This is a genomic window from Burkholderia sp. Leaf177, assembly GCF_001424345.1.
Taxonomy (GTDB): Bacteria; Pseudomonadota; Gammaproteobacteria; order Burkholderiales; family Burkholderiaceae; genus Caballeronia.
Map to the genome: position 1 here is coordinate 423916 of NZ_LMPF01000021.1, position 23512 is coordinate 447427.

The 23512-nt window shown below is 58.6% G+C and carries 21 protein-coding genes and 2 pseudogenes; 7 read left to right on the top strand and 16 right to left on the bottom strand.

Features of this window, described 5'->3' with window-relative positions:
- Window positions 1–10: 10 nt before the first annotated feature.
- The 3 genes from ASG35_RS17300 to ASG35_RS17310 form a co-directional block, all read right to left on the bottom strand.
- Window positions 11–1423 (bottom strand): FAD-binding oxidoreductase, encoded by a 1413-nt coding sequence (locus tag ASG35_RS17300; RefSeq protein WP_056359846.1) that lies wholly within the window; start codon window positions 1421–1423, stop codon window positions 11–13.
- Window positions 1424–2149 (bottom strand): FadR/GntR family transcriptional regulator, encoded by a 726-nt coding sequence (locus ASG35_RS17305; protein WP_056359849.1) that lies wholly within the window; start codon window positions 2147–2149, stop codon window positions 1424–1426. It abuts the gene before it with no gap.
- Between the two features lie 103 nt (window positions 2150–2252).
- Window positions 2253–2993: an SDR family NAD(P)-dependent oxidoreductase gene (locus tag ASG35_RS17310; protein ID WP_056359852.1), complete on the bottom strand. Its 741-nt coding sequence runs from the start codon at window positions 2991–2993 to the stop codon at window positions 2253–2255.
- Window positions 2994–3099: 106 nt separating this feature from the next.
- Between ASG35_RS17310 and ASG35_RS17315 the strand changes: the two genes are divergently transcribed.
- Window positions 3100–3678 (top strand): TetR/AcrR family transcriptional regulator, encoded by a 579-nt coding sequence (locus ASG35_RS17315; protein WP_082508429.1) that lies wholly within the window; start codon window positions 3100–3102, stop codon window positions 3676–3678.
- Here the strand turns inward: ASG35_RS17315 and ASG35_RS17320 are convergent.
- The 5 genes from ASG35_RS17320 to ASG35_RS17340 form a co-directional block, all read right to left on the bottom strand.
- Complete coding sequence (locus tag ASG35_RS17320) at window positions 3675–4097, bottom strand: DUF3331 domain-containing protein (protein ID WP_235527580.1); 423 nt, start codon at window positions 4095–4097, stop codon at window positions 3675–3677. The two genes, ASG35_RS17315 and ASG35_RS17320, sit on opposite strands and share 4 nt — an antisense overlap.
- Window positions 4075–5097, bottom strand: a complete 1023-nt coding sequence (locus tag ASG35_RS17325; RefSeq protein ID WP_200945750.1) for a LysR family transcriptional regulator — start codon at window positions 5095–5097, stop codon at window positions 4075–4077. The genes ASG35_RS17320 and ASG35_RS17325 overlap by 23 nt, the downstream gene beginning before the upstream one ends.
- 253 nt (window positions 5098–5350) lie before the next feature.
- Complete coding sequence (locus tag ASG35_RS17330; protein ID WP_056359858.1) at window positions 5351–5830, bottom strand: carboxymuconolactone decarboxylase family protein; 480 nt, start codon at window positions 5828–5830, stop codon at window positions 5351–5353.
- 149 nt (window positions 5831–5979) lie between these two features.
- Window positions 5980–6861, bottom strand: coding sequence for an RNA polymerase sigma-70 factor (locus ASG35_RS17335; protein ID WP_056359860.1), 882 nt, complete (start codon window positions 6859–6861; stop codon window positions 5980–5982).
- Between the two features lie 327 nt (window positions 6862–7188).
- A complete protein-coding gene (locus tag ASG35_RS17340; protein WP_268761130.1) occupies window positions 7189–7482 on the bottom strand; it encodes an HU family DNA-binding protein in 294 nt (97 codons plus the stop codon).
- Window positions 7483–8776: 1294 nt separating this feature from the next.
- Between ASG35_RS17340 and ASG35_RS17345 the strand changes: the two genes are divergently transcribed.
- From ASG35_RS17345 to ASG35_RS17350, 3 genes are all read left to right on the top strand, one after another.
- Window positions 8777–10267 carry an FAD/NAD(P)-binding protein gene (locus ASG35_RS17345; RefSeq protein ID WP_162244417.1) on the top strand — a complete coding sequence of 497 codons (1491 nt, stop codon included), beginning with the start codon at window positions 8777–8779 and terminating at the stop codon, window positions 10265–10267.
- A gap of 343 nt (window positions 10268–10610) precedes the next feature.
- A complete protein-coding gene (locus ASG35_RS31430; protein ID WP_156393217.1) occupies window positions 10611–10976 on the top strand; it encodes a hypothetical protein in 366 nt (121 codons plus the stop codon).
- Between the two features lie 312 nt (window positions 10977–11288).
- Window positions 11289–11492, top strand: coding sequence for a cold-shock protein (locus ASG35_RS17350; RefSeq protein ID WP_031356584.1), 204 nt, complete (start codon window positions 11289–11291; stop codon window positions 11490–11492).
- A 110-nt stretch (window positions 11493–11602) separates the two neighbouring features.
- Here the strand turns inward: ASG35_RS17350 and ASG35_RS17355 are convergent, their stop codons facing one another.
- Together ASG35_RS17355 and ASG35_RS17360 are read right to left on the bottom strand one after the other, a co-directional pair.
- Complete coding sequence (locus tag ASG35_RS17355; RefSeq protein WP_082508432.1) at window positions 11603–12886, bottom strand: acyl-CoA dehydrogenase family protein; 1284 nt, start codon at window positions 12884–12886, stop codon at window positions 11603–11605.
- A gap of 26 nt (window positions 12887–12912) precedes the next feature.
- Window positions 12913–13128, bottom strand: a complete 216-nt coding sequence (locus ASG35_RS17360; protein WP_056359869.1) for a TOBE domain-containing protein — start codon at window positions 13126–13128, stop codon at window positions 12913–12915.
- Between the two features lie 297 nt (window positions 13129–13425).
- Here ASG35_RS17360 and ASG35_RS17365 point away from each other — a divergent pair, with 297 nt between their 5' ends.
- Complete coding sequence (locus ASG35_RS17365) at window positions 13426–14781, top strand: LLM class flavin-dependent oxidoreductase (RefSeq protein ID WP_056359872.1); 1356 nt, start codon at window positions 13426–13428, stop codon at window positions 14779–14781.
- A gap of 8 nt (window positions 14782–14789) precedes the next feature.
- Here the strand turns inward: ASG35_RS17365 and ASG35_RS17370 are convergent, their stop codons facing one another.
- Genes ASG35_RS17370 through ASG35_RS17385 form a run of 4 tightly spaced genes read right to left on the bottom strand, consistent with a single transcriptional unit; the run spans window position 14790 to window position 19978 of the window.
- A complete protein-coding gene (locus ASG35_RS17370) occupies window positions 14790–16541 on the bottom strand; it encodes a dipeptide ABC transporter ATP-binding protein (protein ID WP_056359874.1) in 1752 nt (583 codons plus the stop codon).
- The gene (locus ASG35_RS17375) at window positions 16538–17395 is read right to left on the bottom strand and encodes an ABC transporter permease (protein WP_056359877.1); all 858 of its coding nucleotides are present in this window, start codon (window positions 17393–17395) and stop codon (window positions 16538–16540) included. Before ASG35_RS17375 ends, ASG35_RS17370 begins: the two co-directional genes overlap by 4 nt.
- On the bottom strand, window positions 17392–18321 hold the full coding sequence (locus tag ASG35_RS17380) for an ABC transporter permease (protein ID WP_056359879.1): 930 nt from the start codon (window positions 18319–18321) through the stop codon (window positions 17392–17394). The genes ASG35_RS17375 and ASG35_RS17380 overlap by 4 nt, the downstream gene beginning before the upstream one ends.
- 1 nt (window position 18322) lies before the next feature.
- Window positions 18323–19978: an ABC transporter substrate-binding protein gene (locus tag ASG35_RS17385; protein WP_056359883.1), complete on the bottom strand. Its 1656-nt coding sequence runs from the start codon at window positions 19976–19978 to the stop codon at window positions 18323–18325.
- A 275-nt stretch (window positions 19979–20253) separates the two neighbouring features.
- Between ASG35_RS17385 and ASG35_RS17390 the strand changes: the two genes are divergently transcribed.
- Complete coding sequence (locus ASG35_RS17390; RefSeq protein WP_056359886.1) at window positions 20254–20445, top strand: YqaE/Pmp3 family membrane protein; 192 nt, start codon at window positions 20254–20256, stop codon at window positions 20443–20445.
- A 14-nt stretch (window positions 20446–20459) separates the two neighbouring features.
- Here ASG35_RS17390 and ASG35_RS30810 read toward each other — a convergent pair.
- Together ASG35_RS30810 and ASG35_RS30815 are read right to left on the bottom strand one after the other, a co-directional pair.
- A pseudogene (locus tag ASG35_RS30810) lies at window positions 20460–20867 on the bottom strand (DUF899 family protein); the annotation flags it as partial.
- Window positions 20858–20950: pseudogene (locus ASG35_RS30815) on the bottom strand (glutathione S-transferase N-terminal domain-containing protein); the annotation flags it as partial. The pseudogenes ASG35_RS30815 and ASG35_RS30810, both read right to left, overlap by 10 nt.
- Window positions 20951–21130: 180 nt before the next feature.
- On the opposite strand from ASG35_RS30815, the gene ASG35_RS17400 reads away from it, so the two are divergent.
- Window positions 21131–23509 carry a DNA polymerase II gene (locus tag ASG35_RS17400; RefSeq protein ID WP_056359893.1) on the top strand — a complete coding sequence of 793 codons (2379 nt, stop codon included), beginning with the start codon at window positions 21131–21133 and terminating at the stop codon, window positions 23507–23509.
- Window positions 23510–23512 lie beyond the last annotated feature (3 nt).

Below are 23512 nucleotides of genomic sequence, written 5' to 3' on the forward strand. Positions count from 1 at the left end.
CGCGGGGCACTTAGAAAATCTTGCCCGGATTCATGATGTCGTTCGGATCGAAGACTTTTCGGATCTCTTTCATGAGACGGATTTCGAGCGGATCCTTGTAGCGGCTGAAATACTCGCGCTTGAGTTGTCCAATGCCATGCTCCGCGCTGATACTGCCGCCATAACGCGCAACTTCGTCGAGCACTTCGGCGGTCAGACCTTCGCCATGTTGCGCAAAATAATCGCGAGGTGCGCCGGTCGGACGCGAAAGGTTGTAGTGCAGGTTGCCATCGCCGAAATGGCCGAAAACGATCAGACGCACGCCTTCGCGATGTTTGGCAACGCGCTCGCCCGCGGTTTCGAGGAACGCCGGAATCGACTCGATCGGCAACGACACATCATGTTTCAGATGCGGTCCGTCAGCACGTTGGGCTTCCGAAATTTCCTCGCGCAAACGCCACATTCCGTTCACTTGCGCAATTGATTCGGATACCGCAGCATCGATGCAAAGATCGCGTTCTAGCCCTTCGCCAATGACCGTTTCAACGAGTTCGCGCAACGCGGTTTCGCCGTCGGTATCCGCGAGTTCAATCAACACATAGGCCGGATGACGCTCGGCAAATGGCGCACGCATACCTTCGACGTGCGCGATTACCATGTCGAGACACTCCGCCGTGAAGTATTCGAACGCCTGCATGCGTGGGCCACCGCGTTCGTAAAGAAGCTCGAACAGTTCCAGCGCCTGTTGCGACGATTTCACCGCTGCCAGCACGACCACGCGCACGTCGTTACGCGGATAAAGCCGCAGGGCCGCAGCGGTGATGACGCCAAGCGTGCCTTCTGCGCCGATCATCAGTTGCTTCAGGTCGTAGCCGGTATTGTCCTTGCGCAGCGTGCGAAGTCCGTGAAAGATTTCGCCATTTGGAAGCACCGCTTCGAGCCCGAGCACCAGTTCACGCGTCATGCCATACCGCACTACGTTGACACCGCCCGCATTGGTCGAAAGATTGCCGCCCAGTTGACACGAGTCTTCGGCCGCGAGGCTGAGCGGCAACAGGCGATGCTGCTCTTCAGCTGCACGCCGCAAGTTGCCGAGAATGCATCCGGCCTCGGCGACCATGGTGTTGCCGACCATATCGATATTGCGGATCGCATTCATGCGATCGAGGCTCAGGATCACGTTCGTGGGGCTTGCGTCGGGCGTGGCCGCGCCGCATAGACCGGTGTTGCCGCCGCGAGGCACAACGGGCACGCGAGCGTCCGAACATAACGCAAGGCACGCGGCGACTTCATCTGTTGTCGATGGACGCACGACTGCCTGCGCCTGTCCCTTGTATATGCCGCGCCAGTCCGAAAGCCACGGGGCAATTTCGTCGGCGGACGTGATTACTGCGCCGGTTCCGAGCATGTCGGCGAGACGTTGGGCAAAGGATAGTTCGGTCATCTATGTATTGGCGAAGGGTGAGGTTGGGGCATCGTTCGGCAAGTCGAGGCCCAGCCGTGCCGCCGCGTTTTGCAAATGCGACGTCGCCGCCGAGCGCGCAGCGAACGCGTCGCCAGCGCGGATTGCATCGAAGATACGGACATGTTCCCGATGCACTTCGTCCGGCAGCCGCTCGCGCGCAAGCGAATGCGTACGCGCCGTTTGCACCGCCTGGCGGATCTGCAGATTCAGATACTGCAGCAACTCGACGTAGTAGCGGTTATGCGTGGCATGCGCGATCGCCACATGAAATGCGATGTCCAGCTCCACAGCAGTTTCGGGCGTGTAGAGGTTATCGGCGAGGGATTTCAGAATGCTTTCCAGCGCTTCGATGTCCGCCGTGGTGCGACGCGCAGCAGCAAGCGCCGCGGACGCGCCTTCGAGATCAAGACGAAGTTCGTAGACAGCACTCAAGTCCGCACGATCAGTGCCGATTGCTTGCGGAACCTGGAAGCCGCCGCTTTGCGTGCGCGCCGTGACCGTACAGCCGGCGCCCTGGCGGCTGTCGATAAGACCATGCGTACGCAGACGTTCCGTGACTTCCCGGATCACCGACTGGCTTACGCCGAAGCGGCTCGCAAGATCCTTGCCGGACGGAAGTTTTGTTCCGACCGGATAAACACCGTCTCCAATATCGCGCGTCAATTGCTGCGCAACCTGGTGCGTCAGGGTGAGAGCCTTGGTCAACGATGTCCGCTCTATCTCAATTTATCTGGTTTGCATGTTATATGAAAACTTTTTGATTGGGAAATGCCGGATTTAAAACGTAGGGTTAACGCTGACCTCACCGTCAGACGTGCGCCAGACCGCCATCGACTGTGATCTCCGAGCCCGTCATATATGAAGATGCATTCGACGCAAGAAATAGCGCCGCTTGTGCGATCTCGCGTGCGTCGCCCCATCGGCCCATTGGCACCATCTCCGCAATGTACGCATGAACTTCGGGGTTCCCGGTCGCTTCCTGCGTCAACGGCGTGACCGTCGCGCCCGGCGTGAGCACGTTCACGCGAATGCGCCTCGCAAGCACATCACCATCCATCGCAAGTGTTCTACCGAAACTACGGATCGCACCCTTGCTCGCTGCATAAAGCGGATCGCCGGGTCGACCTTTGCGCGCCGCAACCGAGCCCGTCAGAATGATCGAAGCGCCCTCGCACAAGAAAGGAAGCGCATGGATCACCGTGAAAATTGTGCCCTTGACGTTGATATTCATAAAGTCGTCGAAGGCTTGCTCCGATGTTTCCGCAATGGGCGGTGTTTCCGACACGCCTGCGTTGGCAAACAGGATATCGATACCACCTAGCTGCTTTTGAGCATTGGCAATTGCAAGCTTGAGCGCGTCCGGCCGCGAAATATCCGCCGTTACGCCGATAGCGCCCTCGCCCAGACCTTCTAGTGCCGAGTTCAGCCGCGCGCGGTTACGCGCAATCAAAACAACGCGAGCGCCTTCATCCATAAATAATCTCGCGGTCTCGAAGCCGATGCCACTGCTGCCGCCAGTGATGACTGCAAGCTTACCGTTCAAACGCATGACCGTTTCCTGGTCAAAGTCAACGACCGTAGACTAAATTCGGAAATGGCTTTTGTCAACAGCTGTTGATAAGATCCCGAATTGATACTGACGACCGGACCCTGACGTGCAGACCTCCCAAAAAACCACGAGAGATTCGGAAGCATCACGTTTGCGCATCCTCGAAGCCGCAAAAATCCGCTTCTCGCAGAACAGCTACGACGGCGTGGGCGTGCGTGAAATTGCATCCGATGCGAAACTCGACCCGGCCATGGTGCTGCGCTATTTTGGATCGAAGGAAAGCTTGTTTCGGGAAATCGCATCGCAGGCTTTCGACGTCGAAGCGTTGCTGCATGAAGGAATCGACGCGTTGCCGGAACGCGCGGCGAACTTGCTGATGGGCGAAGTCGACGAAGAAGCATGGCGATCGGGATACGATCCATTGCGCCTGCTGCTTGCCTCCATAGGCAGCGTGACGGCTGGCCCGATACTCTCGGAATACCTTCACCGCGACTTCATCGCGCCATTGGTCAAAGCAATAGGTGGCCGTGAAGCGCGTGAGCGCGGCGCGCTGCTGGCTGCGCAAATCGTAGGGTTCGCAGTCATCCGCATTGTAGAAGACTCAAACGAGAACGCGGTGCCAAGACGCAAACGGCTTAAACAACTACTGGCCGAGGTATTCGATAAATTGTCGCGCGTCGATTAACCTGTGCCAGACGGCGCCATACCAAAAGGCGGGACAACCGAAGCAAGGATCATCGCGTGTGCATTGGCCGGCGTGTCTCGTCCTCCGCGCGGACGATAAACCAGATCGCCCCGTGCGATCGCGCCGCCAGTCGCCGCGCAAATCCCGGCGCATTTTGCTTTTCCTCTGCGCCAGATCTGGTCGCCGTAATAGCCCGATGTCGAATCGCCCCACTCAACCGTTGCGGTCGATCCGCTAGGACGGTCGACAACACGCACGAAGACGTGCTGCTCTATTGCCTGAAGTCTGGTGGATCGAATCCGCGTGATTTTGGCTGGCGGTCGAACATCGCCCAGTCGGCGAAGCACGGTCACGACTTGTTGCCACGGATGCATATCTTTGATCATTAGGATGCCGTCACAAATAAGCTCGATGCTCAACAGCATTATCAATCGCGAGACACTGCAACTGTGGTCGCGAATCCGGCGGACACTGCAGATCGAGCGCCCTGATTTTCTCGGTCATATAGTCGATAAACACACGGATTCGCGCAGGCAGATGTTTGCGGCTGAGATAGCACGCGTAATGGCCGCGATCATCGGGCGAATGTTGAGCAAGACACGCGCGCAGGCGGCCGCCACGCAATAAATCGCTCACCTGGTATGCGGCGAGTTGCGCAAGCCCCTGCCCTTCAATTACGGATTGAAGGACGAGATCCGCGTCGTTGAAGGTATTGAGCGCCTTTGGAACAAGCTTGCGGCTTAGCCCGCCAACCTTGAATTCCCATTCGGCGACGCGCCCGGAAGCCGTGCGCAAGTTGATGCATCGATGACCATGGAGATCGTCTACCGTACGTGGCAAGCCATGTGAACCAACATACGCAGGCGACGCACACACGAGCATCTGCATGGGAATGATCTGCTTCGCGACGACCTGGCTGTCTTCCATCTTGCCGTCGCGAAACGCTACATCGACACGGTCCGACGTAAAGTCGGCGGGACTATCTTTAAGCACGAAGTCGATCGTTATGTCCGGGTATATTGCGTGGAAACCCTTCAGCAACGGCGCGACGACCTTGCGGCCGAATCCAGTGGTGGCAGAGATACGCAGATGCCCGCGAGGTGGGCCATGGCGCAGTTCGCGCATGTCTTCGAGCGCCTGAACAATGCGCTCGACGCCGGGATGACAGTTCTGGAAAAACAGTTCGCCTTCGCGCGTGAGCGATGTGCTGCGTGTGGTTCGCACGAATAGGCGGGCGTCGAGTTGCGCTTCGAGCTTCTGGACGTTGCGGCTCACTGCTGAACGCCCAATGCCGAGCCGATCACCCGCCTTCGCGAAACTGCCTTCGCTCACCACGGCGAGAAACGCAACCACGCCGGCGTAACTCGTGGCGAAGCTGCACGCCAGGGAGTCGTCGCCAGGACTTTGCAGCGGGAGCATTTGACTGATCGACATCATCATGTCCCCCGACGCACGCGGCGAAAAGTTTGAAGGTGGCTTGATGGTTTCATACCAGACAAGACGTTCCACCTTTCGCTTTTGTGACGCCGGCTCGTGGATTTTTTTGTACCTCCGTTTAAAGCAAATTCATCACCTGAGTAAATCCAACGCGGACATCTCCTTAACGGAAAATCGTTTGCTGAGGTTGCCGTGCGGCGTTTACGCCTCGCGGCACCATCGCTTGAAAACTGCGTTATGCCAGGTTGGCCTTATCGAGTCCGAAAGCTTTGTCGGAGGAACCGGGCACGGTCTGGAACGCCACGTTAACGCGGTTCCATCCGTTGATCGCGACAATCGCGTACGTCAAGTCGGACAATTCCTTCTCCGACAACTCGCCGCGAACACGTTCATAAATTTCATCGGGTACGCCGTGCTCGGGCAGGCGCGTGAGCACTTCCGTCCACGCAAGAGCCGCCCGCTCGCGCGGAGAAAACAGCGTCGACTCGCGCCATATTGCAACGTGATGAAGCCGCAGTTCGCGCTCACCATGAATCCTGGCTTGCTTGACATGCATGTCGAGGCAAAATCCGCAGCCATTCATTTGCGATGCGCGGATGGTGACCAGATCGCCGATCGATTTTTCGATCGAACCGTCCTTCACGAGCGTGCTGAACTCGAGATACGTCTTGAACAGTTCAGGCGATTGCTGGATATAGTTGAGACGTTTCGTCATTGTCACTCCGGAATCCGATGGGTCAGCCAGTCCTCGAAAGACAAGCACTGGCGGCGGCGACATGCCGCTCGGGAATCATCGTAGGTTTAACGCTTTTGCACCGGTAGATACGCTCAGGTGCGCACTGCGTTGACTCCATGACAACAATCTCAGCAACCGCCAAAAGCCGTCGCAATGCGAACCAGCTTGTCCGGATTGCGCTGAACGAGAATACGCACGATGCGCTCGCCGTCGGTCTCGAATGACTGCGCTGATTCCAGTTCATCATTGATAAAACGGAGCAATGCCCACTGCCCGTTGAGCAATGCAAGCTCCACTCGCACAGCGGGTCCATAACGTCTGCTCGCGGCAAAGAAAAGCTGCGCAATGCGCCTGCCGCCTTCAAGTGGTTTCCCAAAGCTCGGCACCTTGCCGCCGCCATCGCCGATGAGTTGCGCATCGGCTGCAAGCAAAGCGTTGATGGCGTGAAAGTCACCGGCTTCGACAGCTTGCGCAAAGGCGGTCACCAACCGATGATGAATCTCGCGAGGGACGGCAAAACGCGGGCGCTCATCGCGCAACTGGATCTTCGCGCGGCTCACGAGCTGACGGCACGCGGTTTCACTCTTGCCGATGGCGCTGGCGACTTCGTCATAGTCGGCATCGAATACTTCGCGCAGCAAGAACGCGGCGCGCGCCTCGGGCGTCAGGCGTTCCAGCACCATCAGGAAGGCCACCGATACATCGTCGGCCCGCTCTTTCATCTGCTCGGGCGACTGGGCCGAATTGCTGATTTCAGGTTCCGGCAGCCAGATGCCGGCGTAATGTTCCCGCTGCACTTTAGCGGCTCGCAACCGGTCGATGGCCAACCGAGTCGTGACCGCGACAAGCCATGCTTCGGTGTTCTCGATCGCGTCTTGCCGGGCAGAATGCAAGCGCAACCAGGCGTCCTGAACGACATCTTCAGCTTCGGCCACCGAGCCCAACATGCGGTACGCAATGCCCTGCAAACGCGGGCGAAGCTTGTCAAACGCGCGAGTGGCATCGTCCATGTTGCGTGGTTCCCCGGCGAAACGTGGCTGACTTCAATCCTGATGAAAAGAAGAAAGCCGATCCTCGCATTTGAGAAGGATAGATGGATGTGTACATAACAACAGACGTTCGACACACCGATTTTGTGACAACAAAAAACTAGCGCACAACGGCGGCGGTGCCAAGGCGAATGCTCGATGGAATTGTAAGTTGATACATGGCGCAGGTACGCGACCATGTTCGAAACAGCCGGATCGCTGACGGATCCGGCCTGTTCCGCAAGCACCGCGGAGCGGCGCTTATTAGTGTCCAGAAGCTAAAAGGCGATGCCGGACACGCCCACCGGCTTACTGGTTTACCAGATCCTTGAACGCTTTGCCGGCGGTAAACTTGACCGTTTTGGCAGCGGCGATCTGGATGGCATCGCCGGTCTTCGGGTTACGGCCCGTGCGCGCTGCACGTTGACCCGTGCTGAACGTGCCGAAGCCGACGAATTGAACGCTGTCGCCGTTGACAACGGCTTGCGTTACGGTGGAGATAAATGCATCGATAGCCTCGGCAGCCGCGGCCTTGCTGGTGCCTGTAGCGGACGCCACGGCGTCAACGAGTTCTTGCTTGTTCATTTCTGTTTTCTCAAAGATGGGAACGACTCACTGCCCATGCGAGCGCACGGTGGAAGCGTCACCTTACCGGACGCGGCGGTTGGAGGCAAATCAGTTTCGCCCTGATAGGGCAAGCGATTTGGGCCGATACGCTCGTCCGCTTGGCGTTATACAAGGTCGCCGCGCCGGAAAGGAAAGCGTCAAATGTTAACCCGGCTATCGCGCGTTTGGCGAGAGCGCGGCGTTCCTGTCGGCTTTGACGGACAAATGCGCCGAAATAGCGGCTAAATTCTAGATTTTTGTTATTAACCGTTGCCCTTCTTATTAGCACGACAAGCGTTCGGCCACGCGCCGGAATATTACTTTTTGCTTTCGATCAAAGTAAGGTTATGTTCGCGCGATGCGTTTTTTTCAACTATGAGGAAACGATTTGCACGGCGGAACCGAATTTCCAGCGCGGACCGTGTCAGGAAATTCCGCATCATCCATTGTTGCTGCGCGGTCACGTTTCCGCCCCGCCTTTCAATGTACAGGTGACATTGTATTTAGTTCGATATCCAAATCAATTTCAAAAGCCGTCACTCAAGTTCACACTCAGATCGAAGGGCCTGTGTGTCTGATGTTGTACAGACCATTCGCTTCGGCGATCTTCGACGGCTCGCTGTCTGTCCGGTATGCGACAGTGACAGTCTTGCTATCGGCGGCGAATGCGGAAAAAAGTAAAATTCGCCCCGAGGTCGAAGAGAAGCGCTAGCAGAGCGTCGCCTCGAATCAGATGCTTGAACATGCTTCGCAGCTCCGTCAAGAAAATGCGCTGCCGCAGAATCGTGCCCTCGTGACAGCATTGTTTAAATTGACCCGGTTAATATGATTCGGATTCCGATGCAATTTACCGATGTGTAGGTTTGAACAAAGTAATAAATTCTGAATAGCTTAGTGAATTTCAAGCTTTACCCGGCGTTTTGTGCAAGCATGGTCTGAGGTATCCTCGACACCTGATTGAACATTCCGCCGCGCGAGAATGGATTCGCTCCCTGTAGACACTCGTAGAAGACCCGCCTCATCCGCGAATGCATATTTTCCAAGCTTATCGAAGAACGCGGCATCATTCGTATCGGCCACGCGAATGTGGTGGTCGATTCAACGCTCGCCAAACAAGAACCGCGCACGGCTTTGGGACTTGACGCCGGAAAGTCTGGTGCGTCGCGTCGAGCGGCATGCCTTCGACACCCATGCAGCTCGGACTTGTTCGAAGTGCTCCACTTTCGTAGCGACACATTACGATACTGCATGCATGTCGCACGCAAGCGACCTTGAGCGCGAGGCAAGCGACATGAGCGACCTGACCCAAACATGGCCTCGCCCGCTTAGCCCGGGCGCTTCACGAGACTTCAGCATCATGATCGATTCATCGACAACACAAGATCAGGGAAACGTGGCGAACATTATCGTCATTGGCGGCGGTTTCACCGGACTTGCATTCGTAATCCACGCCATCCAGGCGCGTCCAGCCGGCGTCAATCTCGACTTCACCATTGTGGAACCATCGGCGCAACTGGGGCGCGGGATTGCTTACGGCACCACAGAACCGCTGCACCGAATCAATGTCCCGAGCGATCGGATGAGCCTCTTCGCCAATGACTCGACGCACGCCACGCGATGGCTCAGAGAGCACGAAGCGCTGGACGCAGGCAGTATCGATGAGCAGGGGCACTATTATGTGTCTCGGCAGCGATACGGCGAATATGTCGATGCAACCTTGAAACAAGTGGTGGCCGAAGCCGCTCCGCATGTCCACGTAAGTCATCGGCAGGCAAGCGCTATCGGACTTTCCAAAAGCAACGCGGGCTATATCGTCACGCTCGACGATGGTTCGCAACTTGAAGCGCAACGCGTTGCACTTTGCTTCGGACACACGCCGTCGCAACCGCCGGGACGTATCGATGAAGACGCATTACACGACCCTCGTCTGATCGCGCATCCGTGGTCGCACGATGCGTTGCACGCCATTCCGCGCGATGCAGCGGTGCTTCTCGTTGGCACCGGACTGACCATGGCCGACGTTGCCGTCACATTGCTCGGCCGCGAACATCGCGGACGCATTACGGCCATTTCGCGCCGTGGCCTGCGCGCGCAACCGCACGGCATTTTCGCCGATACCGCCGACTTCCTCGGCGACACCGCGCCCCCAAAAACCGCGCGTGAATTGGTGAAAAAGCTGCGTCAGCGCATCGCCCGCGACAAGCAAGCGAACCTCGGCTGGCAGCCCGCTGCGGACGCATTTCGCTTCGAGCTTCCGCGCATCTGGAACGCGTTGTCGGCGCACGAGCAACGCCGTGTTGTCCAGCGGCTACTGCCGTTTTGGGACGTGCACCGGTTTCGTATCGCGCCGCAGATTCACGCAGCTATCGAACGAGCGATTGAATCAGGGCAGATGAGCGTGGTGACGGCGGGTATCGGGGATATACATCGCAACGCGCATGGCTTTCGCGTGGGGCTCAAAAGCCCGGGCGGCCGCATAGAGGAACATGACTTCGGCGCCGTTGTGTTTTGCACGGGACCGGCGCGCGACATCGATAGAAATCCGCTCGTGAAGTCCTTGCTCGAAAGCAGGCTCGCGCGTCTGGATGCGGTTCGAGCAGGCCTGGATACCGATCTTCAAAGCCGCATACGCGATGCCGATGGCAACGTGTCCGCCGGCCTCTTCGCATTCGGTCCGATGACCCGGGGCAGCTTCGGCGAGATGACCGGCGCGCCGGACATTGCGCGCCATCTCGAGCGGCTGTTGAAAGACGGCAGCCTGCTTGCATATCCGGTGCAATGAACATGAGCGCCAGGAACACGCACCATGTTGTTCCCGCTGCAAGTCCGCCGCCTTCGTCGCTATTTTCATGCAACCGAAGGCGCGGGAAGCTGTAGCTTTCGGGCCAAGTCCGCTACGAAACCTAGTCGATGCTAGGAAGCGAAGGCAACAAGAAAGCTTGTTGGATTCCAATCTCGCGCTTGCCGACAATGCGCTCGACGCCATTGCACCTGGCACCGGATCTTACTAAATAAAATTTGCGAGCGATCACCGATTAAAGCTTAGTCGTCTTGTCGAGATGCCATTGCGCTATTGGTATATACAGCGACAAGCTTAAAAACCTTCCACGGCAAAAACAGCGCAAATGTTTCAGTTCCCAAGACGCAACAAATGCGTCGCACGCCGTCATGCTGCTGCAATAATTGGCTGGCTAACGCCTAAGCCGGGCTTCCTGATCGGTAAAGCTGTCTGCCGGCAATATTGCAATAAACCCACACGGGATAAAGATACCGCCGCTAAAGGACTCGTAATTGCCGCGCTAACAAAAACGTGGCTTGAGCATGCATCAACCAAAACTCCAACTCTCGCTACTGCACTCAAACTGACAAACGAGATGCTGCCCGAAAAGCTCTCGCTCAATTACCGCAGCCTCGTCGCGGTACGTACAAATGAACGTGAAAAGCCGTACGAAAAGGATACATCCGCCGCACGTACTGCCCGCCAGAGCTAAGGCGGGTCGCAGACTAGCGTTTTCAGGGCTTTAGTAAACCCGATTATTTGCGTTAAGCTGAAATCTGCACGCCGGCACGTTTTGCATTGCAGGTTTTCCGGTTTGGAAAGCTTCAATAATTATTGGCACGGCGTACAATTGAATCGCGATAATTCCAAGAGCGTCCTGCACGGCAAGGTATCTTCGTTACGGACACGTTAAGCATTTGGCGAAGTCTTGTCACAACAATGCAATGCGATGCGTCTCGGCGCCCTGGCTTTATCCTCGGTTCTACTTTCATTTTTTAGCTTTAAATTTTTTCTGGACACACTCATGGCAACCGGTACGGTCAAATGGTTTAACGATGCAAAGGGCTTCGGCTTCATCACGCCGGATGACGGCGGCGAAGACCTGTTCGCACACTTCTCGGAAATCAAGGCAGAAGGCTTCAAGAGCCTTCAGGAGAATCAAAAAGTCACGTTCGAAGTGAAGCAAGGGCCGAAGGGCAAGCAGGCGTCGAACATCGTTCCAGCCTGAGTTTCAAGCACAACCAGGTCAGTCTGCTGATCTGCACGCGGTCGTCGTAATGCACTGCATTGCGGCGACCGCGGGTTTACCTTAGCTGAGTCAAAGCAGTTAAAAGTTCTTCATTTGCCGGTTCCGGCGAATTCGTCTTGCACCACTGTTTCTTCGCCTGGCCTAAACATGTTTCCTGAGGCATGCGCTGAAGCGTGAGCCAGACTGAAACGCTCGTCTGGCGCGGTCCCGTTCAAATGGTAATTGCCAACCGCGGCTTCGCGCTGAATCGCCGGATTGTGCGAAGCGATCACGCGTGCATTGCGCCAGTGGCGATCGAGTCCGCGGGCCTCGCTCGTCGCCGATGCACCACCAACTTCGAATAAGAGCGTCGCCGCCTCCAGCACCTGTTCGAGCACGATCTGCTGCGCCTGATAAGCCTGAATATCGACGGCAATGTAATCCGCCGTAGTCACCGTCCCGGCAATACGCGCCTGATGCACACGTTCAAGCGCAGCGGCAACCGCCTCGACCAGCGCCTCAGCAGAATACGCAAGACTTCCAAGCCGTCCCACTACCCGATGCACGAGCGGATTGTCACGCGGACTCGATTGTCCGGCCACGCCAAAAGTACGAGTACGGCCCTGGACAAACGCAACGCCGTCACGCAACACCGCGCGGGCGATGCCGGCAAGCGTCGCGAGATGGACCGCCTGGTAAAAAGCGGTAAGCAAGGAATTGCGACGAGGTTCGGAGGCCTTGTATCGAGAAAGAATCTGGTCGACGGAAACGCGAACATTGTCGAAGCGGGTCGTGCCGCTCGCCGTCAGGCGCTGGCCGAAGCCGTCCCAGTCGTCGTTGCGCGCCACGCCCGGCGCGTCGCTGCGCACCAGCACGTGAAGATCGCTTTGCGTATCGTGCGCGGCCACGTTGATCCATTCCGAATAGAGCGTGCCCGTGCTGTAGTACTTCTCGCCGTTGAGCAGAACATACGCCGGGTCTTTATCGGCGGTCACGGTCACGCTGTTGTGCGTGGAGCCTGTTCGTTCCGATGTAGCCGCGCCGATTGTTTCGCCTTTTGCAATGCGCCCGAGCCATTTCTCGCGCGCTGCAATGTCATCGCTTTCAAGCCGCTGTTCAATAAACCCTGAATGCGCGCGAATGATCTGCGGCAAGTTCGAATCGGCTTCACCCAGGCGCGTCAACAAGCGGAAGTATTGCGGCAGGCTGACGCCCGAGCCACCGTATTCTCGCGGCACGCGCAGCGCCGTAAAACCGCTTTCCTTGAGTTGCTTGACCGCGTCGCGCGCGAGCTCACGGTTTTGCTCACGCGCTAGCGCGCCCTCGCCAATGTGCTTGAATACTTCGGCGAACCGCGCGTAAAGCGCAGCGTCCGACAATGCTGACGTCGTCATTCATTTCTCCGCAAATTAAACGCCATTCAAAGACGCGCGATGGACACTTCCGTGGATTTGACAAGCGCAACGACTTCGGTGCCGACCTTCAGCTCGAGTTCATCGATAGACCTTGTCGTGATCACCGACGTCACGATCCCGTTTGGCGTTTCCACATCCACCTCCGAGAGCACGGACCCGCGAATGATCTCCTTGATGTGCCCTCTGAACTGATTGCGCACATTGATGGCCGTCACGCCCATGGCGTTACCCCTTGACTGGTTGAATGAGCTTGTCCACGCGCGCTGACTGCAACGCCGACAAAATAGTCTAGCGAGGCGAACTCGCCAGCTTAACGATTGATTTGATCTAAGGTTTGACGCAAATTTGCTTAAGCAAATTTGCAGGTCAGGCGCTCCAAGCACTTCTTTCGCTTAGTGCCAAGCGATATATCGATTAGCGGATTTATTGGTCGCGCTAAGCGGCACTCGGCTTGAAAATGGCAGACGCGTCAATCAAAGCTCAGGTCTTGCGGCCTGCAGATCAAACAACGGACTGTCATGACTAACTTGCCGCCCCGCCGCCTTCATCTCAACGTCAATATCCTGCATTCGGGTTTCGTGCCGTCGGCATGGAGACTTGCGGAAGCTGATCCGCACGCGTTTATCGATGTGAAGCATTACGTGCGTGTCGCGCAGATTGCTGAGGCGGCGAAATTCGACGCCGTGTTTCTCGCCGATAACGCGTCCATTGCCGATCAGATCAACTTCCGCCCGATCACAGCGCTCGAACCGACCATCCTGCTCGCGAGCATTGCCGCGGCGACATCGCGTATTGGCGTGATTGGCACCGCCTCCACCAGCTACAACGAGCCGTATAACATCGCGCGCCGATTCGCGACGCTCGATCATGTCAGCGGCGGCCGCGCCGGATGGAACGTGGTGACGACCGCTGACCTGGGTTCGGCGCGCAACTTCGGGCGCGACGCGGTGCCCAATCACGCAGAGCGATACGCACGCGCGGCGGAGTTCACGAACGTCGTGAAAGCGCTCTGGGACAGCTGGGAGAAAGGCGCGATCGTCGGCAACAAGGCGACGGGCCTTTTCGCCGATACGGACCGGGTTCATCCACTGGCGCATCAAGGCACGCACTTCGCCGTGCAAGGTCCGCTAAATGTTCCGCGATCGCCGCAAGGTTATCCGGTGCTGGTGCAAGCGGGCGCGTCGGGCGATGGCCGCGATCTCGCCGCGCGTCATGCGGAGGCGGTTTTCTCGGCCTCGCAATCATTCGATGAATCGCTGGGTTATGCGCGCGACTTGAAGACGCGCGCAGCCGCCTATGGCCGTGGTCCGGATGCTGTGAAAGTTCTCGCGGGGCTGACGACGATCATCGGCGCAACCGAGGCAGAAGCGCTGCGCCGCCGCGATGAACTCGTGGACCTGATTCCGTGGAGCTATAGCCTGACGCGGCTGGCCGGCACGCTCGGCATCGCACCGGAGCGCCTGAAGCTGGATGAAAAGCTGCCGGATAACCTGACGTTGCCGGGTCAAGGGAATGGCAACCATACGTTCTTCCACGCGACGATCGCGCAAGCGCGCCAACATGGTTATACGGCGCGTGAGCTCATTCGCGCGCTTGCAGGTGGCGGCGGGCATCGCGTGATAGTAGGGACGCCTGAGCAAATAGCGGATGACATAGAACGCTGGTTCAAAGCCGGCGCCGCCGACGGTTTCAACCTGATGCCCGACACTTTGCCGGGCGGCTTGCAGGATTTTGTCGATGGCGTGATTCCGATTCTCCAACAGCGCGGCGTCTTCCGGCGCGAGTACGAAGGGACCACGCTGCGTGACCACCTCGGCCTCGCGATTCCGGAAAACCGGTACACGGCCGAGCGCGCTTCAGCCGTGGCGGTTTAGAGCGCTGACTAGAGCAACTCGCGTTCGAGCGCGGCCGCTGGAACAGCCACCGCCGCGCGCTTCTCCGCTTGCCGGAGCGCGGGCGTCGCCGACATCAGCAACCGCGTGTACGCATGTTCCGGCGCGGCGAATACGCGTTCGGCATCGCCCTCTTCCACAACACGCCCGTCCTTGAACACCAGCACGCGGTCGCTGACGTGGCGCACCACATCGAGGTCGTGCGAGATGAACAATAGCGCCGTGTTGAGGCGCGCCTGCAGCTCGGCGAGCAAATCGAGAACCTGCGCTTGCACATAAACATCGAGCGCGGACACGGGTTCATCGCAGACGATCAACGCGGGTTCCGGCGCGAGCGCACGCGCGATGGCTACGCGCTGTCTTTGCCCGCCTGAAAGCGACAACGGGCGACGCACAAGAAACGCCGCGTCCAGTCCAACCTGTTCGAGCAACTCGACGCTTCGCGCAAGCAGCGCAGGCCTAGACAGCTGCTTCGACCACAGCGCTTCCTCGAGCAACTGCTGCACACTATGACGCGGATCGAACGAACTCAGCGGGTCCTGCGGAATGTACTGAAGGCGCGGCCGCAACGCGCGACGTTCGCGCTCGGACACGCGAGGACCGTTCCAATGTGTATCGAGGAACTCGACGTTGCCTGCATCTGGCGCGATCAATCCGAGCACGATGTTCGCGCAAGTGCTCTTACCCGAACCCGACTCGCCGACAATGCCGACCACCTCGCCGCCATGCACGGCAAACGACACATCCTGCAACGCGGTGAACGCTTCGCCACGATGTTTGCCACGACGCACATACTGCTTGCCGATGGCATCGACACGCAACACTGCTTGTTCCGAACGTGCGCGTCTTGGCGGCAACGGTTCGCGTACGATCAAAGGCAACGCGTCCGGCGTATCGAGCGCTGCGGAAACAATGCGCGCAGAACTCAGCCGATGCCCTCGCGATCGAGCTGAAGGCTGCGCCGCGAGCAACTGGCGCGTGTAGGGATGCGAAGGATTGTTGAGCACGCTGTGCGTCGTGCCACTATCGACGACTTCGCCGTCATGCATCACCAGCACGCGATCGGCAATCCCCGCAACGACCGCAAGATCATGGCTGATCAGCAACACGCCCACGCCTTGCGCAAGACGCTCGGCAAGCACCGCGAGCACTTGCGCCTGCACGGTGACATCGAGCGCCGTGGTGGGTTCATCGGCAATCACGAGCGCGGGGCCCGCCGCAATCGCCGATGCAATCAGCGCACGTTGACGCAAGCCGCCCGACAACTCGTGCGCATATTGCTTCGCGCGATGCTCGGGGTCCGGGATGCCGACGTCGCTCATCACCGCATGAACGCGCGTGTGCCGCTCGCCGCGTGAACGTACGAGCCGATGATGCGCGAGCACCTCCCCAATTTCCGCGCCGACGGTGCGCAGCGGATCGAGCGAGACTAGCGCGTCCTGCATCACGAGTCCCGCAAACGTGCCGCGCAAGCCGCGCCATTCACGCTCGGTGAAGCGCAACGCAGGACGTCCGTCGATATCGAACTGTCGTGCATCGATCACTGCTTGCGCCCCGGCCAGTCCGATCAGGCTGCGCGCGGTCAGGCTCTTGCCCGAACCGGACTCGCCCACGAGCGCAACACATTCGCCCGCGTGAATGGAAAGATCCACGCCGCGCACGAGCGGCTGTCCGCCGTTGGCGCCAGCAAAGCTGACGCTGAGGCCGCGAATATCGACGAGCTTTTTTGCCGTTGTGGTCATCGCGTACGCACCTCGTATTTCCGTTGCAGGAACTTGCCGATGACAGAAAATGCGACCACGGTCAGCGTGATCGCCATTCCCGGAAAGACGCTCGGCCACCATGCAACGCGCAGCACGTCGCGTCCCTCGGCGAGCATCACGCCCCATTCGGGCGTGGGCGGTTGCGGACCGAGACCGAGAAAGCTCAGCGCCGATACCGCAATGATCGCACTGCCTATATCGATGGTCGCGATCACCGGCACGACGACCAGCACGTTGGGCAGCACATGGCGCAGGAACACGCGGCTGCGCGACAAGCCGTAACTGACCGCGTGCGTCACGTAGTCCGCGCGACGCACCACGAGTGTCTGGCTGCGCAGCACGCGGCCGAATTTCGGAATCCCCGCAATGCCCACCGCGATCGCGATATTCACGATGCCCTGCCCGAGAAACGTCACCACGAACAACGACAGCAACACGGGCGGAAATGCGGAGAGGACGTCGAAAACGCGTGATGCGGATTCGTCGGCGAGGCGTTTTCCGAGGCCTGCCGTCATGCCGATCACGAGCCCGATTACTAACGCCACGATCATGCTTGCAAGACCGATCAGCATGGAATAACGCGCGCCGTAGATCACGCGGGCGAAGACATCGCGGCCAATGCGATCCGTGCCGAACCAATGCGCCACACTCGGAGGTTGCAGCGTCTCGCCAATATCGCTGACGAGCGGATCGAAGTGCGTGACTAACGGCGGATAAGCAATCGCCGCGGCCAGCACGATCAGGAAAGCTGCGGCAAGCAACACACTGGGCGGCGCAGCCTTAAAAAGCGTGCGCCGGGGCTGCGTTATGGAAAGGTTATTGAGTTCGCTCATTCGCTGCGCAACCGTGGATCGATGAAAAGATATGCGACGTCGAGCAGCGTCGAGATCACGACATGCACGAAGGCCGCGAGCAACACTACAGCAAGCACGACCGGCACATCCTGAGACGTCACCGCGTTCAGCGTCACGCTGCCAATGCCCGGCCGCCCGAACATTTTTTCCGTGATGACCGCGCCTCCCAGCAAGCTGCCGATAAGCCATCCGCCTAACGTCACGACCGGCAACAATGCGTGCCTGAGCACATGGCGAAAGCGCAACGCGAGCTCGCCGAGACCTCGCGAGCGCACGGTAACAACGAACGGTTTTTCGAGCGCGGCCTCGAGCGCCTCGCGCATGACCTGCGACAGGATTCCCGCGGTAGGCAGCGCCAGCGTCACGGCAGGCAACACGAGCGAACGCCATCCATTTGCACCGGAAACAGGAAAGAGCCGCAACTGGAACGAGAACGCGATCAGCAACAACATGCCGAGCCAGAAAACAGGCGTGGACGTGAAGGTGAGTTCGAGTATCGACGCAATGCGGCTGCCCCACGCACCATGAGAGGTGGTCGTTCCAGCCGTCAGCGTTGCAATCAGGATCGCCAAAGCAACGGCGAGCAGACCTGCCGAACCTGCAAGCTGCGCCGTGGGCAGAAGCTGACTTTGCAGCACGGCCGCAACAGGCTGTTGCATCACGAACGATGTCCCCAGATCAGCGTGGCCGAGACGCAGCAGGAATTGCCCGTATTGCCACGGCAGACTGCGATCCAGTCCCCACTGCGCGGCGATCGTCTCGCGCAGACCCGGGTAGGCAAGGTCGCCCGCGAGCACGTCCTCAATGCGTCCCGGCAACGCATGTATGGCGATAAACGCAGCGGTCGCGGCAAGCCACAATACAAGCACGCCTGTGCCGAGCCGCGTGACAATCTTCGCAAGCATCTCAGCCTCCTTGCTTTTCCACCCAGACATCGTAGGAACTCGCGGGACCATCCAGTTGCGGTTCGAAACCAATCCCATGCACGTTCGATTTTGCTGCGAGGTGATACGCCGGCGCGAACAGCGGCACGATAAACGCCTGGTCCACCGCCCGCGTCTGGACCTTGGCGAGCAACTTGCGCCGCTCTTCGCCCACGGGCAAGAGACGTGCATGATTGATATCGCTCGTGATGGTCGCGTCCGGATTCTTGATCGCGTTGTAGAGAAAACCCTGGTCGCCGAGCATGTCCCAGAGTTCCATTGCAACGTCGGACGGATTGTCCGTGTTCGGATAGATAGTCCAGTTCCCGGTCGCCTTCTGGTTCGCGAAGTCGCCCGCCGTGGTGATCTTCAGGCCAAGATCGAGACCGAGGTTCTGACGCAGCGCGGACTGCACCGCGCGAATGAGAACGTCGCGGCTGTCGCGTACGTAAGGCTGCGGATAACCGACTTCAATCGACAAACGCTTGCCGTTTTGCGTGCGGAAACCTTCGCTGTCGCGCTGCGTCCATCCAGCTTCATCGAGCAGCTTGTTGGCTTCCGGGATCTTGTTGCCCCATGAACCCTTGAGGGTCGCATCGTAATCCGCGTTGTCCGGACCAATGTTCGAGTACGCGCGCCGCACGGTCCCGAGATAAACGCTCTTCACAATGCCATCGAGGTCGAAGCCATCACGCAGCGCGCGGCGCACGCGGACGTCGCTCGCTGGCGCGACCGTGTAATTGATATTGAGCGTGAACGATGTCGTGGCCGACGGTCCCGTCAGATACTGGAAGCCATCGACCTTGTCGAATACGCCGATGTCCGTTGGCTGCACGCCTTCGATCAAATCGACCTGCCCCGAGCTCAGCGCGCCGGTCCGCACGGCGGCCTCCGGCAGGAAACGATACGTCACGCGATCCAGATAAGCCGGACCCTGATGCTGCGCGTTGCCGGCTCCCCATTGGTAATCCGGATTGCGCTCGAACACGGCTGATTGACCGCGCTGATACGACTTGAACACAAACGGTCCCGTTCCCACGATTCCCGGACCGCCGCCGCAGAGGTCCTTGTTCTCGGCCAACGCTTTCGGCGAGATGAAACCGAGCTTGACGCTTGAGAGAGATTCGAGCGTCGTGGAATCGGCTTGCTTCATGACGAGTTTGACGACTGTCGGCGACACCACCTCGGCGTGATCGAAGTGAACCAGCAACGAAGCCGATGCCGACGTCGTGCTCACGTTGGCCAGAATGTAGTCGAAGTTCGCCTTGACCGCTGCCGCATTGAACGGCGTTCCATCGGTGAATTTGACGTCATCGCGGAGATTGAAGGTATAGCTCTTGCCATCGTCGGCCACGCTCCACGACTTCGCGAGCCACGGCGCGTAAGTGCCGTCGGTCTTCTTGCTGATCAGCGAATCGATGAAATTGCGGATCACCCAGAACGCATTTTGCTGCGACGAACGATGCGGGTCGAAGCACGCGGGTTCGGTCGTGACGCCCCATGTAAGCGCGCCGCCGGACACGGGCTTGGCGGAGGCTTGCGATGAAGGCGCGGCAGATTCGGATTTGCTGCAACCACTCAGCACGATGGAAAGGCCAAGGGTCGTCGCGCCGGCAAGCGCGATAAGTCGTGCATTCATCTAACTGAATTCCTGTCTGGGATCGGGCGAAGAAGCGCTGCTGCGAACCGGTCAGCAACCGGGTCTCACATGCTAGGACGCACGACGCGCATCGCAAACGTAGGAATTTTTATATGGATATCAAACGCGCACGCATATGGATGCGCGTTTTTGAAGGAGAGCCGCGCTTCGTAGGACACAGGACGCGCGCGGCGTTACTGTATATTGCCGCTGACACAGCGAGCCAAATCGGTTCGCGTAAGTCATCTTGACCAGACCAACCATAAGGAAAATCCATGCGTCTCTTGCTCGCGTTAATCTTGCCTTGGCTTCAGTTCTTTACCATCGGCCGACCGATCGCCGGGATCATCTGCCTGATTCTTCAACTCACGATAATCGGCTGGATACCCGCCGCAATCTGGTCGGTCTACGCGTTAAGTCAGTACAAGACTGACCGGAAAATCGAACGCGCGGTCGCCGGAAGATAAGCGGCTATGGCGCATCAGCCGCTGTAGTCCAGCGTCGGATACCAGTTCCTCCCGCGGCCTTCGGACGTCGTGTCGAGGATGATCCAGATCGGCATCAGGTCTGGCGCGCCGCGCGGATCTTGTCTTGGATTAGCGGTCGCAAATCCCGTCTCGCCGCTCCAGAAATAGCGAAGCACGCCATCGCGACGAGTGAACACATTCAGGCCGGCATCATCATCGATGGCGTGATGGTCGAGACTAAAATTTCCATTGGTATCGCAATACTACTTCAGGCCGCGCCAGCCGCGTTCTTTCTTGAAGGCCAAGAGACGCGCGATAGGCGAGCGCGCTACCACCGCCAGCACAACACGCTGCCCGATGTCGCGCGCCTCGCTATTCCATGCGCTCAATCGCGACGTGCACGGTGGACACGCCGATACTCGAACGGCGTGCCGTTCTCATAAAGCGCGGTCAGGACCTTCTGGCAGTAAGACGAAAATGGGTGGGCGTAGAGTTGCAATGTCATCGTCGATTACCTCGGCGCAAAAGTTGGAGCAGGGACGAAAAATACCTGCTTGATCCTGCGACGATCGGCGAGCGCGGAAATCGACATCGAAAAGAAAAAATCCCGCGAATCAGCGATTCGAACGCTGAACGTGCGCAGCCCTTAAAATCTCCCTAAGCAACGGGTTTTCAAGGCGGTCATTTGAGCGGGCACCAACACGGTTTCATTCTGACACGGCACTGGCGGGACACGCCGGATGGCACGGACGTCGAATTCTGGCTGGCGACGGACGAGGGTCCCCGCCATCTGCGGCTGCGCCCGCAAGAATCGGTGGCTTTCATTCCGGCGGTACAACGCGAGCGCGCCGAGTTCGTATTGCAGCGCGAAAAGCGCGCGGAGTTGCGGCCGCTGGATCTGGTGGATTTCAGTCATCGGCCAGTGCTTGGGCTTTATACGGCGCAATACCGGCAATTGACCGCGCTCGAACGTCGCTTGAAACAAGGCGGCGTGGATGTGTACGAAGCCGATGTGTTTCCGCCCGATCGCTACATGATGGAGCGTTTCATCACGGCGCCAGTCGCGTTCAGCGGTGAAGCGCTAGCTGACGCTCAACCCTTCTCTCCGCTCATCAATGCCGAGCTGAAACCTGTGCAAGGTTATCGGCCGAAGCTGAAACTCGTATCGCTCGATATTGAAACCAGCGCGCGCTCCGAGCTTTATTCGATCGCGTTAGAAGGCTGCGGCGAGCGCCAGGTCTACATGCTCGGACCGCCCAACGGCGACGCCGGCGGTATCGACTTCAAGCTCGAATACTGCGAGACGCGCGGGCAACTTCTGGAGAAGCTCAACGACTGGCTCGAACGTTTCGATCCCGATGCGATCATCGGCTGGAACGTGATCCAGTTCGACTTGCGCGTCTTGCAGGAACATTCGGAACGATACAACGTGCCGCTGCGGCTCGGGCGTGGCGCAAGCGTCATGGAATGGCGGCAACATGGTCTCAAGCAGAATCATTTCTTCGCGGCCGCGGCGGGACGCTTGTTGATCGACGGCATCGAGGCGCTGCGTTCGGCTACGTGGAGCTTTGCATCGTTCAGCCTTGAGTACGTGGCGCAAACGATGCTTGGCGAAGGCAAGGCCATCGACAATCCGTATCAGCGGATGGACGAAATCCAGCGCCGCTTCGACGAAGACAAGCCCGCGCTTGCGCACTACAACCTGAAGGATTGCGAACTCGTCACGCGTATTTTCGCGGCGACAGAACTGCTTCCGTTCCTGCTCGAACGCGCGTCAGTTACGGGATTGCCTGCCGACCGCATGGGCGGTTCCGTCGCCGCGTTCACGCATTTGTATATGCCGCGGATGCATCGGCAAGGCTTCGTTGCGCCCAATCTCGGCGATGTCGCCGGCGCTGCAAGTCCCGGCGGCTTCGTGATGAATTCGCGCCCTGGCCTCTACGATTCGGTGCTGGTGCTCGATTATAAAAGCCTGTATCCATCGATCATTCGTACGTTTTTGATCGACCCGGTGGGTCTTGTCGACGGCATGCGTCATCCCGGCGATGAACATTCCGTACCCGGCTTTCTCGGCGCGCGGTTTTCGCGCACGCGTCATAGCTTGCCTGCAATCGTGGGCCAGGTCTGGAAAGGACGCGACGAAGCCAAACGCGAGAATAACAAGCCGCTTTCGCAAGCGCTGAAGATCATCATGAACGCGTTTTACGGCGTGCTCGGTTCAACCGGTTGCCGTTTCTTCGATCCCCGGCTGGCTTCGTCGATCACCATGCGCGGCCACGAGATCATGCGGCGCACGCGCGAACTGATCGAGGCGGAAGGCTACGAAGTGATCTACGGCGATACGGATTCCACGTTCGTGTGGCTCCGCCATGCACATAGCGAAGACGAAGCAGCGCGCATAGGACGCGCGCTCGTTGAACGCGTCAACGCTTGGTGGCAAGAAGATGTGCGCGAACGTTTTGGGCTTGAGAGCGCGCTGGAATTGCAGTTTGAGCGGCACTATCGGCGATTCTTCATGCCTACGATTCGCGGCGCGGAAGAAGGCAGCAAAAAGCGCTATGCGGGCTTGAGCCTGCTTCCCGATGGAAGCGAAGAAATCGTCTACAAGGGACTCGAAACCGTTCGCAGCGACTGGACGCCGCTTGCGCAGCAATTTCAGCGCGAACTCTATTCGCGCATCTTCAAACGCGAGCCGCATGAGGACTATGTGCGCGACTATGTACGCCGCACTTTGAGCGGTGAACTCGATGAGTTGCTGATCTACAGAAAGCGCCTGCGCCGTCCGCTCGATGCCTATGAGCGCAATGTGCCGCCGCATGTGCGCGCCGCGCGCATTGCCGATGAGTTCAATCGTGAGCAAGGACGGCCGCTGCAATATCAACGCGGCGGCTGGATCAGTTATTTGATGACGAGCGCCGGGCCCGAGCCGCTTGAAACCTGGCGGTCGGGAATTGATTACGACCATTATTTGACGCGCCAGCTTCAGCCTATCGCCGATGCCATCCTACCGCTTTTACAAAGCGATTTTCAGATGCTGATTTCGCGGCAGCATGAGTTGTTTTAGGTC